Annotated in this window: 14 protein-coding genes; 6 read left to right on the top strand and 8 right to left on the bottom strand. The window is 71.7% G+C overall.

Translation table 11 applies throughout. From position 1 onward, the window contains the following. The first annotated feature begins 121 nt into the window (after window positions 1-121). Together ACWGPF_RS15020 and ACWGPF_RS15025 are read left to right on the top strand one after the other, a co-directional pair. Window positions 122-2,350: a carbon starvation CstA family protein gene (locus ACWGPF_RS15020; RefSeq protein WP_452333562.1), complete on the top strand. Its 2,229-nt coding sequence runs from the start codon at window positions 122-124 to the stop codon at window positions 2,348-2,350. Then, window positions 2,350-2,532 carry a YbdD/YjiX family protein gene (locus tag ACWGPF_RS15025; protein ID WP_452333563.1) on the top strand — a complete coding sequence of 61 codons (183 nt, stop codon included), beginning with the start codon at window positions 2,350-2,352 and terminating at the stop codon, window positions 2,530-2,532. The genes ACWGPF_RS15020 and ACWGPF_RS15025 overlap by 1 nt, the downstream gene beginning before the upstream one ends. A gap of 59 nt (window positions 2,533-2,591) precedes the next feature. On the opposite strand, the gene ACWGPF_RS15030 is transcribed toward ACWGPF_RS15025, so the two are convergent. The 6 genes from ACWGPF_RS15030 to xseA all read right to left on the bottom strand — a co-directional run bounded on the left by ACWGPF_RS15030 (window position 2,592) and on the right by xseA (window position 9,397). Further along, complete coding sequence (locus ACWGPF_RS15030; protein ID WP_452333564.1) at window positions 2,592-4,958, bottom strand: PhoX family protein; 2,367 nt, start codon at window positions 4,956-4,958, stop codon at window positions 2,592-2,594. Between the two features lie 200 nt (window positions 4,959-5,158). Then, window positions 5,159-6,553 carry a class II fumarate hydratase gene (locus tag ACWGPF_RS15035; RefSeq protein WP_452333565.1) on the bottom strand — a complete coding sequence of 465 codons (1,395 nt, stop codon included), beginning with the start codon at window positions 6,551-6,553 and terminating at the stop codon, window positions 5,159-5,161. Between the two features lie 17 nt (window positions 6,554-6,570). After that, window positions 6,571-7,221, bottom strand: coding sequence for a carbonic anhydrase (locus ACWGPF_RS15040; protein WP_452333566.1), 651 nt, complete (start codon window positions 7,219-7,221; stop codon window positions 6,571-6,573). Further along, window positions 7,218-7,868, bottom strand: coding sequence for a DUF4245 domain-containing protein (locus ACWGPF_RS15045; RefSeq protein WP_452333567.1), 651 nt, complete (start codon window positions 7,866-7,868; stop codon window positions 7,218-7,220). The genes ACWGPF_RS15040 and ACWGPF_RS15045 overlap by 4 nt, the downstream gene beginning before the upstream one ends. Next, window positions 7,868-8,098, bottom strand: coding sequence for an exodeoxyribonuclease VII small subunit (locus ACWGPF_RS15050; RefSeq protein WP_452333568.1), 231 nt, complete (start codon window positions 8,096-8,098; stop codon window positions 7,868-7,870). Before ACWGPF_RS15050 ends, ACWGPF_RS15045 begins: the two co-directional genes overlap by 1 nt. 12 nt (window positions 8,099-8,110) lie before the next feature. Further along, on the bottom strand, window positions 8,111-9,397 hold the full coding sequence (xseA, locus tag ACWGPF_RS15055; RefSeq protein ID WP_452333569.1) for an exodeoxyribonuclease VII large subunit: 1,287 nt from the start codon (window positions 9,395-9,397) through the stop codon (window positions 8,111-8,113). Window positions 9,398-9,461: 64 nt separating this feature from the next. Between xseA and ACWGPF_RS15060 the strand changes: the two genes are divergently transcribed. Next, entirely contained in the window at window positions 9,462-10,523 is a 1,062-nt protein-coding gene (locus ACWGPF_RS15060; RefSeq protein WP_452333570.1) for a 4-hydroxy-3-methylbut-2-enyl diphosphate reductase, read from the top strand. Next, window positions 10,520-11,047 carry a DUF6264 family protein gene (locus ACWGPF_RS15065; RefSeq protein ID WP_452333571.1) on the top strand — a complete coding sequence of 176 codons (528 nt, stop codon included), beginning with the start codon at window positions 10,520-10,522 and terminating at the stop codon, window positions 11,045-11,047. The genes ACWGPF_RS15060 and ACWGPF_RS15065 overlap by 4 nt, the downstream gene beginning before the upstream one ends. A gap of 61 nt (window positions 11,048-11,108) precedes the next feature. On the opposite strand, the gene fbaA is transcribed toward ACWGPF_RS15065, so the two are convergent. Then, a complete protein-coding gene (gene fbaA, locus ACWGPF_RS15070; RefSeq protein ID WP_345436369.1) occupies window positions 11,109-12,137 on the bottom strand; it encodes a class II fructose-bisphosphate aldolase in 1,029 nt (342 codons plus the stop codon). A gap of 179 nt (window positions 12,138-12,316) precedes the next feature. Between fbaA and glpX the strand changes: the two genes are divergently transcribed. Together glpX and ACWGPF_RS15080 are read left to right on the top strand one after the other, a co-directional pair. Then, window positions 12,317-13,321: a class II fructose-bisphosphatase gene (gene glpX / locus ACWGPF_RS15075; protein WP_345436367.1), complete on the top strand. Its 1,005-nt coding sequence runs from the start codon at window positions 12,317-12,319 to the stop codon at window positions 13,319-13,321. A gap of 134 nt (window positions 13,322-13,455) precedes the next feature. Further along, the gene (locus ACWGPF_RS15080; RefSeq protein ID WP_452333572.1) at window positions 13,456-13,659 is read left to right on the top strand and encodes a UDP-N-acetylmuramyl pentapeptide phosphotransferase; all 204 of its coding nucleotides are present in this window, start codon (window positions 13,456-13,458) and stop codon (window positions 13,657-13,659) included. Window positions 13,660-13,671: 12 nt separating this feature from the next. On the opposite strand, the gene ACWGPF_RS15085 is transcribed toward ACWGPF_RS15080, so the two are convergent. Beyond that, window positions 13,672-14,256 carry a 3'-5' exonuclease gene (locus tag ACWGPF_RS15085; protein WP_452333573.1) on the bottom strand — a complete coding sequence of 195 codons (585 nt, stop codon included), beginning with the start codon at window positions 14,254-14,256 and terminating at the stop codon, window positions 13,672-13,674. Window positions 14,257-14,312: the final 56 nt, after the last annotated feature.

The raw sequence follows: 14,312 nt of genomic DNA on the forward strand, positions 1-14,312 counted from the left end.
GCAGCCGCCGAACGCGGTCGCGGACGAGGTGACGGTGCACGCGGGGGACGTGGTGACGGTCCTGCGTATCGTCGGACCGGACCGGCGCGAGAGGGGCCGGCCAGGAGACGAAGGAGTCGACATGGCACAGGACGGCACACGGCGCACGGCGGAGCTCCCGCCCGTCGCCGTCGACGGACGACCGCGGTGGACACCGCTGCGGATCGCGGTCTGGGCGGCGATCGCCCTCCTCGGCGGCGTCGCGTGGACGATGCTCGCGATCGTGCGGGGCGAGACGGTGAACGCCATCTGGTTCGTGTTCGCCGCGGTGTGCACCTACCTCGTGTTCTACCGGTTCTACGCGCGGTACATCGAGCGCCGGATCGTGCAGCCCGACGATCGCCGCGCGACGCCCGCCGAGTACCGGGCCGACGGCCGTGACTACGTCGCCACGGACAGGGTCGTGCTCTTCGGGCACCACTTCGCGGCGATCGCCGGCGCCGGGCCGCTCGTGGGGCCCGTCCTCGCGGCGCAGATGGGGTACCTGCCCGGCACGATCTGGATCATCGTCGGCGTCGTGCTCGCGGGCGCGGTCCAGGACTACCTCGTGATGTTCTTCTCGATGCGCAGGGGAGGCCGCTCGCTCGGCCAGATGGCGAAGGACGAGCTCGGCCGCTTCGGCGGCGCCGCGGCCATCCTCGCGACCCTCCTCATCATGATCATCATCACCGCCATCCTCGCCCTCATCGTCGTGAACGCGCTCGGCGAGAGCCCCTGGGGCGTGTTCTCGGTGGCCATGACCATCCCGATCGCGCTCTTCATGGGGGCGTACCTCCGCTGGATCCGCCCCGGCCGCATCCTCGAGGTCTCGCTCACCGGCTTCGTGCTTCTGCTCGCCGCCATCGTGGGCGGCGGGATGGTGGCGGGCACCGAGTGGGGTCAGGCGGTCTTCCACCTCGACCGCGTCACGGTCGCCGTCGCCATCATCGTGTACGGGTTCGTCGCGGCCGTGCTGCCGGTCTGGCTGCTGCTCGCGCCGCGCGACTACCTGTCGACCTTCATGAAGGTCGGGGTGATCGTCGCCCTCGCCGTCGCGATCGTCTTCGTGCGCCCCGAGATCGAGGTGCCCGCGTTCAGCGAGTTCGCCGGCGGCGAGACGGGACCGGTGTGGAGCGGCCCGCTCTTCCCCTTCCTCTTCGTCACGATCGCGTGCGGGGCGCTGTCGGGTTTCCACGCGCTCATCGCCTCGGGCACGACGCCGAAGATGGTGGAGAAGGAGAAGCAGACGCGCTTCATCGGCTACGGCGGCATGCTCATGGAGTCGTTCGTGGCCGTCATGGCTCTCGTCGCGGCCGTGTCGATCGACCGCGGCATCTACTTCGCCATGAACTCGTCGGCCGCCGCGACCCTCGGCACCGTCGAGGGAGCGGTCGCCTGGGTGAACGGTCTCGGCCTCGCCGGCGTCTCGCTCACCCCCGACGCGCTCACGACGATGGCGCAGCTCGTCGGCGAGGAGTCGATCGTCTCGCGCACGGGCGGCGCCCCGACGCTCGCCGTCGGCCTCGCCCTCATCATGGGGCAGTGGATCGGCGGCACCGCCATGATGTCGTTCTGGTACCACTTCGCGATCATGTTCGAGGCGCTCTTCATCCTCACCGCCGTCGATGCCGGCACGCGCGTGGCCCGCTTCATGCTGCAGGACTCGATCGGCAACATCGTCCCCCGGTTTCGCGACACCTCGTGGCGTCCGGGCGTGTGGATCTGCACCGCCGTCATGGTCGCGGGATGGGGGGCCGTGCTGCTCATGGGCGTCACGGATCCGCTGGGCGGCATCAACACCCTCTTCCCGCTGTTCGGCATCGCCAACCAGCTTCTCGCGGCGATCGCGCTCGCGGTCGTGCTGACGATCGTCGCGCGGCGTCGCACGTTCGGCTCGCTCTGGATCGTGGCGCTCCCGCTCGCCTTCGTCACGGTGGTGACGACGACGGCGTCGCTGCACAAGATCTTCTCGGGGGTGCCCGCGGTCGGCTACTGGGCGCAGCACGCGGCGTTCCGCGAGGCGCTCGCGGCGGGGGAGACCTCGTTCGGCACGGCGACGTCGGTGGCGGCCATGGAAGCCGTGGTGCGCAACACGGCCGTGCAGGGCACGCTGTCGATCGTGTTCCTCGTGCTCACGCTCGTCGTGCTCGTCACGGCCGTCGTGCGCGTCGTGCAGGCGTTCCGCTCCGTCGAGCCGATCGACCATGAGGATGCGCCGGTGCCCTCGCGGCGGTTCGCTCCGGCCGGGCTGCTCCCGACACGCGAGGAGCGGGCGCTCCAGCGGGAGTGGGACGCGCTCCCCGACGACCGCAAGCCCGTCAGGGGGCACTGATGCGCACCCTGTGGAGCATCGCCGTGCGGTTCCTGTCGGGCATGACGGGGCAGGGGCGGTACCCGGCCTATCTCGCGCACGAGCGGGCGCACCACCCCGACAGAGAGCCCCTCGACGAGCGCGCGTTCTGGCGGCTCGTGCACCGAGAGCAGGGCGCCGCCCCCGACGGGCGCTGCTGCTGAGAGCCGCGAGGGGCACGACCGGTCCACCGGCCGTGCCCCTCGCGCTGTCCGCGTGCGGATCAGGCGTCGGGGGTCGCCGCCTCGTCGGCGTCGCCCGAGCGCGAGCGGCGGGCGAGGAACGCGGTGCCGGCCGCCGCCAGGGCCCCTGCCCCGGCGAGGAGCGCGCCGACGACGCCGCCGCCGGTCGGTGCGAGCGGCGCCGACGGGTCGGCCGGCGTCGCGGAGGGAGACGGCGACGCCGGGACCACGGGAGCGGGCGTGGGCGTGGGCGTGGCGCTCGCCGTGGGGGAGGGCGTGGGCGTTGCGGTCGGCGTCGGCGTCGGCGTCGCCGTCTCGGACGGCGCGGGGGTCGGCGCGGGCGCCGCCACGGGCAGCACCTGCACGACGGTCGGGCGCGGGATGCCCGTGTAGCCGCCGCCGACGCCGGCGAGCGGCGCCGCCTTCCACGCGTCGGGGAACACCGAGGTGGGTGCCTCGAAGGTGCCGTCCTCGCCCGGGTGCTGCACAGAGACGAACACGTGCCACTCGTCGTCGTGCACGACCGGTCCGCACGTCTCGGCTTCGGCGGGGACGGAGAGGAACTGCTCGACGCGCCCGCGCTCGGGGCCCTCGAGGGTCACGCGGAACAGCCCGTCGTTGTAGCCGATGCTCGACGGCGCGCCGTCCGTGGAGATCCAGAGGTTGCCCGCCGTGTCGAAGGCGAGGTTGTCGGGGCAGGACATGGGCGACACCTGGTCGACGGGGAAGCCGGAGAAGTACGCCGTCGTGTTCTGCGCGGGATCGCCCGCGACGAGGAGGAGAGTCCACGTGAACGTCGTCGAGGTCTGGTCGCCGGCGTCCTCCGTGATCTCGACGATGTGGCCGTCGCGGTTCTCCGTGCGGGGGTTGGTCTCGTCGGCGACGTCCTTGCCCTCCGTCCCGCGGTCGCTGTTGTTCGTGCACGCGACGTAGACCTTGCCGGTGAGGAGGTTGGGCTGCACGTCCTCCGGCCGGTCCATCTTCGTCGCGCCGACGGCGTCGGCCGCGAGGCGCGTGTAGACGAGCACCTCCTCGACGCTCATGCCGTCCACCGCGGAGGCGCCGCCGACGACGAGCGGGAGCCACTCGCCCGTGCCGCCGAAGCCGCCGTCGGAGGGAAGCGCGCCGGAGCCGTCGATCTCGGGCGCGGGGGAGTCGCCCGTGAAGCGGGCGACGTAGAGGTCGCCGTTCTCGAGCAGCGTCATGTTGTGCGCGCGGTCGCCCTCGACGAACGCGTCGCGCGAGACGAACTTGTAGAGGTAGTCGAAGCGCTCGTCGTCTCCCGTGTAGGCGACGACCTTGCCGTTCGCCGCGACGATGACGTTCGCGCCCTCGTGCTTGAGACGACCGAGCGACGTGTGCTTGCGCGGCGTCGACGCGGGGTCTGTCGGGTCGATCTCGACGATCCAGCCGAAGCGGTTGACCTCGTTCTCGTAGCCGGGCGTGCGGGCGTCGAAGCGGGGGTCGACGTTCTCCCAGCCGCGCGCGGTCTCGGCGTCTCCGAGGCCGTAGCGCTGGTCGGTCTCGGAGACGCCGGCCGAGCGGAAGTACCCGTTGAAGTTCTCCTCGCCCGAGAGGATCGTGCCCCACGGCGTGGTGCCACCCGAGCAGTTCCCGAAGGTGCCGCGGGGGGAGGTTCCCGCCGCGTCGTCGACGGTGCGCAGGAGCGGGCTTCCGGCTGCGGGACCGGTGAACGCGTACACCGTGTCGTCGAGGAATCGGCGGTTGAGGGGCGCTCCGACGACGGGGGTCCACGGCGCCGTCTCGCTCGCGCGCTCCAGCTCGACGACGCTCAGGCCGTGGGCCTTCATGCCGACGCGGCGCACGCGGTCGAGGTCGCCCTCGAGCTGCGCGGCGGGCACCATGATGTTCTCGTTGGTGTACTCGTGGTTCACGAACAGGATGGCCGTCGTCGCCGACGTGCGGATGATGTCGGTGTAGTCGACGTTGTACCCGAACTGGCGGGCCTGGGCCTCGGGGGTCTGGTTCTGCACGTCGAACGCGGGGCTGTCGCCGAAGAGGGGGTCGCCCCAGCGGATGATCGGCGTCCAGTCGAAGCCCTCGGGGACGACGAAGCTGTCGACCGTGTAGGGCACGGGGTCGATCGATGTGAAGCCGAACGCGCCCGTCTCGCCGACGGCGGTGCCGGCGATCCCGGTGGCGGCGTCGGCGCGGCCGGCGAGCGCGGGGGCGAGGACGAGGGCGGCGGCGCCCGCCGTCCCGAAGCCGAGGAGCGCCCGGCGCGACATCTGCGCGCTGACGATGTCGCGGAAGTAGCTGTTGGAGGACGTGTTGCACACGCCCTGGGTGCAGGCGTTCGCGCACTTCAGGTGGCACGTCACGGCGCTGCGCTTGCCCTTGACGTGCTGCGCCATGGGGAGGGTCGTGAGACCGAGGTTGATGACCATTGGGGGCTCCAGGAGAGGGGACGTGCCTCATCGGCCGGGCTCGGATCGCCCGCCCTGTCAGCCCAGCGACACGAGGTGTCCGGAAGGTGACATCCGCTCGAACGGCGCATGACGACCCGGGCAGTCTCGGAGCGCAGAACGGCCCGGAGCGCGGAAGGGCCCGGAGCACGCGCTGTGCTCCGGGCCCTTCCGATGCGGTGTCAGCCCGCGTGCGTCATCGAGAGCAGGTCGAGCTTCTCGTCGAGCTGCGCCTCCGTGATCTCGCCGCGCTCGACGTAGCCGAGGTCGATGACCGCTTCGCGCACGGTGACGCCCTTCGCGACGGCGTGCTTGGCGATCTTCGCCGCTGCCTCGTAGCCGATGACCTTGTTGAGGGGCGTCACGATCGACGGCGACATCCCGGCGAAGGCGGCCGCGCGATCGACGTTCGCCTCGAGGCCTGAGACGGTCTTGTCGGCGAGCACGCGCGAGGCGTTCGCGAGCAGGCGGATCGACTCCAGCAGGGCCGTCCCCATCACGGGGATGGCGACGTTGAGCTCGAAGGCGCCCGAGGCGCCCGCCCATGCGATGGTCGCGTCGTTGCCGATGACGCGCGCGCTGACCATGAGCACGGCCTCGGGCACGACGGGGTTGACCTTGCCCGGCATGATCGACGATCCCGGCTGCAGGTCGGGGATGTGTAGCTCGCCGAGTCCGGTGTTGGGGCCGGAGCCCATCCAGCGCAGATCGTTGTTGATCTTCGTGAGCGACACCGCGATCGTGCGGAGCGCCCCGGAGGCCTCGACGAGGCCGTCGCGGTTCGCCTGCGCCTCGAAGTGGTCCAGCGCCTCGGTGATGGGCAGGCCCGTCTCCTCGGCGAGCAGGGCGATGACCTTCTGCGGGAATCCGAGCGGCGTGTTGATGCCCGTGCCGACGGCGGTGCCGCCGAGGGGCACCTCGGCGACGCGCGGCAGCGACGCCTGGACGCGCTCGATCCCGAGGCGGATCTGGCGCGCGTAGCCGCCGAACTCCTGGCCGAGCGTCACGGGAGTCGCGTCCATCAGGTGGGTGCGCCCCGACTTCACGACGCTCTTCCAGGCCTCCGCCTTGTCCTCGAACGCCGTCGCGAGGTGGTCGAGCGCAGGAACGAGGTCGGCGATGAGCGCCTCGGTGACCGCGACGTGCACGGAGGTGGGGAAGACGTCGTTGGACGACTGCGAGGCGTTGACGTGGTCGTTCGGATGCACGGGCGCGCCGAGCTTCTCGGTCGCGAGCGTCGAGAGCACCTCGTTCATGTTCATGTTCGACGACGTGCCGGAGCCGGTCTGGTACGTGTCGACGGGGAACTGGTCGTCGTGCGCGCCCGTGACAACGTCGTCCGCCGCGGCGGCGATGGCGTCGGCGATGGCGGCATCGAGCGTGCCGAGCTCCTTGTTCGCCAGGGCGGCCGCCTTCTTGATCCGCGCGAGCGCGGCGATCTGACGCGACTCCAGGCCCTTTCCGGAGATCGGGAAGTTCTCCACCGCGCGCTGGGTCTGCGCGCGGTAGAGCGCGTTCACGGGAACGCGCACCTCGCCCATGGTGTCGTGCTCGATGCGGTACTCGACTTCGGTCACTGACCTCTCCCTCCGGTTCAGGCGGCCGCGTCCGTCGCGGTGCCCAGGACGACGTCGGGCACGGCCGTGCCCTCCGCGAGACGGTAGTTCGCGCCCACGATCCCGAGACGGCCCTCGGCGACGGCCGTCGAGATGAGCTCGGACGACTGCAGGATGGCCGTGATCGTCTCGCGCAGGTGGAGACGGCCGACGAGCTCGGCGTCGACCGACTCCGGCGTCGCACCCGGGGTCTCCCGGAACGCCGCGTGGACGGCGGGGACGATGGGCGAGATCTGCCGCCAGATGTGGGGCGGCAGGGCGGGGGCGTCCAGTCGCGTGCTGTCGATCGCGGCGCGCACGGCGCCGCACGCGTCGTGTCCGAGCACGACGAGCAGGGGGACCTTCAGCACCTCGACGGCGTACTCGAGCGAGCCGATGATCGACTCGCCGGGCACCTGGCCGGCGTTGCGGACGGCGAACAGGTCGCCGAGCCCGAGGTCGAAGATGATCTCGGCCGACAGGCGGGAGTCCGAGCATCCGAACAGGGCAGCGATGGGGGTCTGCCCGCTCGCGAGGTCGGCGCGCCGCTGGACGTCCTGGTGGGGGTGGGCGGGGGTGCCCGCCACGAAGCGCTCGTTGCCCGCGCGCATCTGCTCCCAGGCCTGGGCGGGGGTGATCTGCTCCGTCATTCCGTGGTCCCTTCGTCCGTTCCGGTCGTCTCGGCGAGCTGGCCGCTCAGCGAGGCTGCGAGTTCCGCCGTCTTCTCCGCGGACGACGAGCCGTAGAGCAGCACGTGATCCGCGCCCGCCTGCAGGCCGAGCGCATAGGAGATGTTGGCGTGGTCGGCCGCGTTCGAGATCTCGTAGACGTCCCAGGTGATGCCGTCGACGTCGACGGTGCCGGTGGGCGCCGCGCCGTCGAGCCGCTGGGCGGCCCACGTCGCGTCGGCGCCGAACGCCTGCGTGAAGCGGAGGAAGTCGGGGCCCGTCGTGCCGTACGTCACGTTCCACGTGTCGACGGCGCCGCTCTCGAACCGCGCGAGGTTGACGGTCCAGCCCTCTGGCGTCTCCGGCACGACGACGGGGCCCGTCACGGTCGAGGCGACGGAGGCCGCCACCTCGGCGACGTCGATCTCGGCGCGCTCCGGCGCGGACCCGCGGGGAACGCCCCACACGATGACGACGACGATCGCGAGGGAGACGAGAAGGGCGACGATGAGGTTGCGGAAGGTCTGGCTCCCGCGGTAGTTGCGCGACGACTCCGCCTTGCGGGCCGCCGTCTCCTCCGGTGTCTCGGGGCGGCCGAGGTGCGCGACGACGCGCGGCTCGCCGGCCATCAGGCGCCGCCCTCGGCGGCCTGCTCGCGGGCGGCGTCGAGACGGCGCTTGGCTCCCGCCAGCCAGTCCTCGCAGCGGCGTGCGAGAGCCTCGCCGCGCTCCCAGAGGGCGAGGGAGTGCTCGAGCGTGGGCGCACCCTGCTCGAGCTCGGCGACGACGCGGACGAGCTCGTCTCTGGCCTGCTCGAAGGAGAGGGAGGCGATGTCGGCGGGCGGTGCCTGTTCGGTCATAGCGCTTCCATCCTACGAGGACGCGGGGCGCGCGCCCGCCGCGCCCTCGGACACGGCCGTGACGGATCCCCTCTCCAGGGTGATCCGCAGGCGGCTGCCGGCCGGGGCGTCGGCGGCCTCGCGCAGCACGGCGCCGTCGGCGCCCTGCACGATCGCGTAGCCGCGGGCGAGCGTCGCCTCCGGCGAGAGGGCGCGCAGGGATGCGCGCAGCTCCGCCGTCCGGCGGCCCGCGTCCTCCAGCCCCCGGGAGGCGATGTCGCGTCCTCGCGCCGCGAGGAGGAGCACCTCCTGTGCGCGCTGCTCGACGGCCCGCTCGGGGGAGCGGAGCACGGGGCGGGAGCGGAGGTGCTCGAGCTGGGAGATGTCGTGCTGGACCCTCTGCTGCAGCCGCCCCGTCAGCCGCGCGCGCAGCTGCAGCACGAGGGCGCGCTGCTCGCCCACGTCGGGGACGACGCGCTTGGCCGCGTCGGTCGGCGTCGATGCGCGCAGGTCGGCGACGTCGTCGAGCAGCGGGCGGTCGTTCTCATGCCCGATGGCGCTGACGACCGGCGTGCGCGCGGCCGCCACGGCGCGCAGGAGGCGCTCGTCGCTGAAGCCGAGGAGCGTCTGCGGATCGCCGCCGCCGCGGGCGATCACGATGACGTCGATCTCGGGGTCGGCGTCGAGCTGCGCGAGCGCGGCGAGGATCTCGGGGACGCTCCGCTCGCCCTGCACGGCGGCGTACGCCGTGCGGATGCGCACGCGCGGCCATCGCAGCTCGGCGTTGCGCAGGACGTCCTTCTCCGCGTCCGAGCGCTCGCCGGTGATGAGGCCGATCCCGTGGGGGAGGAAGGGCAGCGGCTTCTTCCGCTGCGGGTCGAAGAGCCCCTCCGCGCGGAGCTGCGCGCGGAGCCGCTCGAGCCGCTCCAGCTGCTCTCCGAGGCCGACGTGGCGCATGGCGGAGACCTGGAACGACATGTCGCCGCCGCGGGGGTAGTAGTCGGCCTTGACGCAGGCGACGACGTGGTCGCCCGGCTTGAGGTCGTCGGGCACACGGGCGCGCACGCTCGACCACAGCCGCACCGAGATCTGCGCGTCGGAGCGGAGGTCCTTGATGCGGCCGAAGACGGCGCCGCCGCGCACGTTCCACGCCGTGATCTCGCCTTCCACCCACACCGAGCCCCATCGCTCGATGAAGCCCTTGATCGTCTGGTTGAGACGGGCCACCGACGTCGGCGCCTGCGACGTCGAGTCGCGGGGAGCGACGGAGTCGGCGGGAGGGGGCTCGCCCTCGGCGGTCTCCGGCTGGAACGTCGTCATGTCTCCTCGCGGGGTCGGGGCCGTCACCCGGCCCCCGCCCAGCGGGCGCACGTAGGATCGACCTATGAGCTCGACCGCCATCTCCCTGCCCGTGCCGCGTGTGCCGGGGCGGACCGTGCGCCTTCAGGATAACCCCGTGCCCGGACGTAAGCGCGTGCTGCTCGCGGCCCCGCGGGGGTACTGCGCGGGCGTCGACAGGGCCGTGATCACGGTGGAGAAGGCGCTCGACCGGTACGGTGCGCCCGTGTACGTGCGCAAGCAGATCGTCCACAACATCCACGTCGTGCGCGAGCTCGAGGCGAAGGGCGCGGTGTTCGTCGAGGAGGTCGACGAGGTGCCGGAGGGCGCGCACGTCGTCTTCAGCGCGCACGGCGTCTCCCCGGCCGTCGTGGACGCCGCGGCCGACCGCGGGCTGCAGGCGATCGACGCGACGTGCCCGCTCGTGACGAAGGTGCACCGCGAGGCCGTCCGCTTCGCACGCGACGACTTCCACATCCTGCTCGTCGGGCACGAGGGCCACGAGGAGGTCGAGGGGACGGCCGGCGAGGCGCCGGACAACGTCACGATCGTCAACTCCCCCGAGGAGGCGGACACCATCGAGGTCGACGACCCCTCGCGGCTCGTGTGGCTGTCGCAGACGACGCTCTCGGTCGACGAGACCATGGAGACGGTCGAGCGCCTGCGCGCGCGCTTCCCCGAGCTCCACAACCCGCCGTCCGACGACATCTGCTACGCGACGCAGAACCGGCAGGTCGCGATCAAGAAGGTCGCGAGGGATGCCGACCTCGTGATCGTCGTCGGCTCCGCCAACTCGTCCAACAGCGTGCGCCTCGTGGAGGTCGCCCTCCAGTACGGGGCGAAGGCGGCGTACCGCGTCGACTACGCGCACGAGGTGCGCCAGGAATGGCTCGACGGCGTGGCCTCCGTCGGCGTCACGAGCGGCGCCTCGGTGCCGGAGGTGCTCGTCCAGGAGGTGCTCGACGCGCTCGCCGGCGCGGGCTACCGCGACGTCGAGGAGGTGCGGACGGCGGAGGAGGACCTCATGTTCTCGCTCCCGAAGGAGCTGCGCCAGGATCCCTCCGGTCGGAAGGACGCCCGCGCCGTCGGCGGGCGAGCGCGCGCGTGAGCGACGAGCCGCGACCCGCCCCGCAGTTCGGGCAGTACGCCTCGCCGGAGGAGCAGAGGGCGCGGATGGGCGTGCCTCCCGATGCGCCGCTGTCGTCGGCTCCCGCGTCGCCCGCCGCTGCACCTCCGCAGCCCGAGCCCGCGAAGCCGGGGACCGGTCGGCTCGTCGACCGGGCGGCGACGGTCGCCATGCTCGTCTATGGCATCTTCTCCATCGTGCAGTCGATCCCTCTCATGCTCGACGCGACCGATCTGCTCGCCGCCATGGGGCTCGACGTCGAGCTGAGCGACCCTGGCGCGCTGCGCGGCTGGGGCGTGGCGGCCGTCGTCGCGCTTGCCGCGGGATGGATCGCGACGGCCGCGCTGTCCTGGCGCATGATCCGTCGCGGGCGGCTGTCGTTCTGGGTCCCGATCGCGGGCGCCGTCGTCTTCAACCTGCTCGCGAGCCTGCTCGTCGTGCTCCCGCTGGTCGGCGACCCCGCCGTGGTCGATGCGCTCCTGCGCATGCAGGACCAGCTCGGCTGAGGTCGTCGCGAATGCGAACGCCCCCGGTCGATGACCGGGGGCGTTCGCATTCGCGTTCGTGTCAGCTCTGCGACTTGCCGAACGAGCCGAGCTGCTTGGTCGACTCGAGCACGCGGGCGGCCATGGCCGACTCCGCGACCTTGCCCCATGCGCGCGGGTCGTACTGCTTCTTGTTGCCGACCTCGCCGTCGACCTTCAGGACGCCCTCGTAGTTCGAGAGCATGTAGCCCGCGACGGAGCGCGTGAAGGCGTACTGCGTGTCGGTGTCGATGTTCATCTTCACGACGCCGTTCGCCACGGCCAACGCGATCTCGTCGTCCGACGAGCCGCTGCCGCCGTGGAAGACGAGGTCGAGCGGCTTCTCGCCCGTGCCGAAGCGCGCCGCGATGCCCTCCTGGATCTCGCCGAGCAGCTCGGGGCGGAGCTTGACGCCGCCCGGCTTGTAGACCCCGTGCACGTTGCCGAAGGTGAGCGCCGCGATGTAGCGGCCCTGCTCGCCGAGGCCGAGGGCCTCGACGGCCTTCGTGACGTCGGCCACGGTCGTGTAGAGCGCATCGTTCGATCCCTCGTGCGCGACGCCGTCCTCCTCACCGCCCACGACGCCGACCTCGATCTCGAGGATGGCGTTGATGTTCTTGATGCGGGGGAGGAGCTCGGCGGCGATCTGGATGTTCTCGTCGAGCGGCACCGCGGAGCCGTCCCACATGTGCGAGTTGAAGAGCGGCTCGCCGCCCGCCTTCACGCGCTCCTCCGACACCTCGAGCAGGGGGAGGACGAAGCCGGGGAGGGCGTCCTTGGGGCAGTGGTCGGTGTGCACGCCCACCGTGATGGGGTAGTTCTTGGCGACCTCGCGCACGTACTGGGCCATGGCGATGGCGCCCGTGGCGCGTCCCTTCACGGTGTGGCCGGCGAAGTAGTCGGCGCCGCCCGTGGTGACCTGCAGGATGCCGTCGGAACCGGCCTCCGTGAGTCCCTGGAGCACGGCGTTGATCGTCTGCGAGCTCGACACGTTGAAGGCGGGGTAGGCGAAGCCGCCTGCCTTCGCGCGGTCGAACATCTCTGCATACTGATCCGGAGTGGCGACGGGCATTGCGATGCTCCTTCGTGGGGGTTGTGGGTGCAGTCTCAGCCTAGCGAAGAGGGCTTCTCCCCCGAGTGCATCGAGAATGCCGGGGGTTTCTGCGCGAGCGGAAAGAAACCCGAATCCTTCGATCTCCGGGTCGACAAGAAACCCGATCCGCACGCGATGCTCGGTCTACGCTCGGGGTCATGACTGCCGACTCGCACGAGATCACCAGCGCCGAGGACCTCATCCCGCTGCACCCCGACCGCAACATCGCGCTCGAGCTCGTGCGCGCGACCGAGGCGGCGGCCATCCGCTCGGCGCCCTTCATCGGCCGCGGGGCGAAGGAGTCGGCCGACGGGGCGGCGGTCGACGCCATGCGCGCGTTCCTGTCGACGGTCGACTTCGACGGCGTCATCGTCATCGGCGAGGGCGAGAAGGACAACGCGCCCATGCTCTTCAACGGCGAGCACGTCGGCACGGGCCGGGGCCGCTCCTATGACATCGCGGTGGACCCGATCGACGGCACGACCCTCACGGCGGAGGGTCGAAACAACGCCCTGTCGGTCATCGCGCTCTCCGACCGCGGCACGATGCTCGACGCGTCGAGCGTCTTCTACATGGACAAGCTCGTGACGGGGCCCGCGGGCGTCGGCGTCGTCGACATCCGCCTCCCCATCGCGGAGAACATCCAGCGCCTCGCCAAGGCGCTCGGCAAGCCCGTCGAGGAGATGGTGGTCTCGGTGCTGAACCGTCCGCGCCACCAGCAGCTCATCGCCGAGATCCGGGCGACCGGCGCCGGCACGCGCCTCATGAGCGACGGCGACGTCGCCGGCGGCATCAACGCGGCGCGCCACGACGCGCGCACCGACATGTGCGTCGGCATCGGCGGCAGCCCCGAGGGGATCGTCACCGCGTGTGCCATCAAGGCGCTGGGCGGGCACATCCAGGGTCGGCTGTGGCCGCGCGACGACGACGAGGCGCAGAAGGGCCGCGATGCCGGCCTCGAGATCGGGCGCGTGTACGAGGCCGATGACCTCGTGGCGGGCAGCAATACGATCTTCGTCGCGACGGGCGTCACCGACGGCGCGCTCGTCGAGGGCGTGCGACGCAAGGACGGCTACGTCTACACCGAGAGCGTCGTCCTCCGCGGCCACTCCGGGACGCTCCGCCGTATCTCCTCGGACCACCTCGAATCGAAGTGGTTCTGACGCCGTCGACGCGCGTCCACAGCGTTTCGTGACGCGTCCGTGACCGCGCCCTCGTCCATCCGGCCTCGCGCATCGGGGAGAATGGACGAGGCGCGGCGCGTTCGAGCACGCGCCGGGGGAGGCGATCTCGGATCATGGCAGTGCAGGACACCGCGCAGCAGGATGCCGTCGGCGCTCAGGCCGTCGTCGCGGCCGCGAAGGATCCCGCCCGGCGCCCCGACGTGCTCTTCCGCGTGCGTCGCGCGCCCGATCACGAGCCGAGCGCGTGGTGGCACATCGGCGCCTTCGTCGTCACGTCGGCTGCCGTCGTCGCCCTGCTGAGCTTCATCCCGGGCTGACTCGGAGCCGGGTCAGGCGACGGCGGCGACCGCGGCCAGCACCCCCAAAGGGACGCCGGCGGCGACCGCGAGGCCGTCGACGTCGTCCGCCCCGAACCGCCGCGCCGCATCGATGACGATGTGCGCGCACGCCTGCGCATCCGCCTCCGCGTCGTGGTGCGCGAAGCCCGTGAAGCCCGCGGCCTCCGCCGATCGCGGCAGCCGGTAGGACGGCAGCGTGTACGTCTTGCGCGCGACCTGCAGGCTGCAGATGTAGCGCCGAGACGGCATCAGGGCCCCCGTCGCGGCCGACGCGCGGCGCAGCACGCCCATGTCGAACTCCGCGCTGTGCGCGGCGAGGGCATCGTCGCCGACGAAGTCGAGGAGGTCGCCGAGCTGCTCGGCCCAGCCGGGGGCGTCGACGACGTGCTCGGCGAGGATGCCGTGGATGGTCGAGTTGAACGGCACGAACTCGTCGAATCCCGCGGGAGGACGGATGAGCCACGAGGCGGTCGCGACGACGGCCCCACCGCGCACGCGTGCCATCCCGACCTGGCAGGCCGACTCGGGTCGCGAGTTCGCCGTCTCGAAATCGATCGCGGTGAAGTCGAGGGGCACCGCGACAGTCTTCCGCATGCTCGCTGTGAGGTCACCGCGATAACTTGCACACCGGT

It is taken from the genome of Microbacterium sp. NPDC055683 (genome assembly GCF_053617895.1).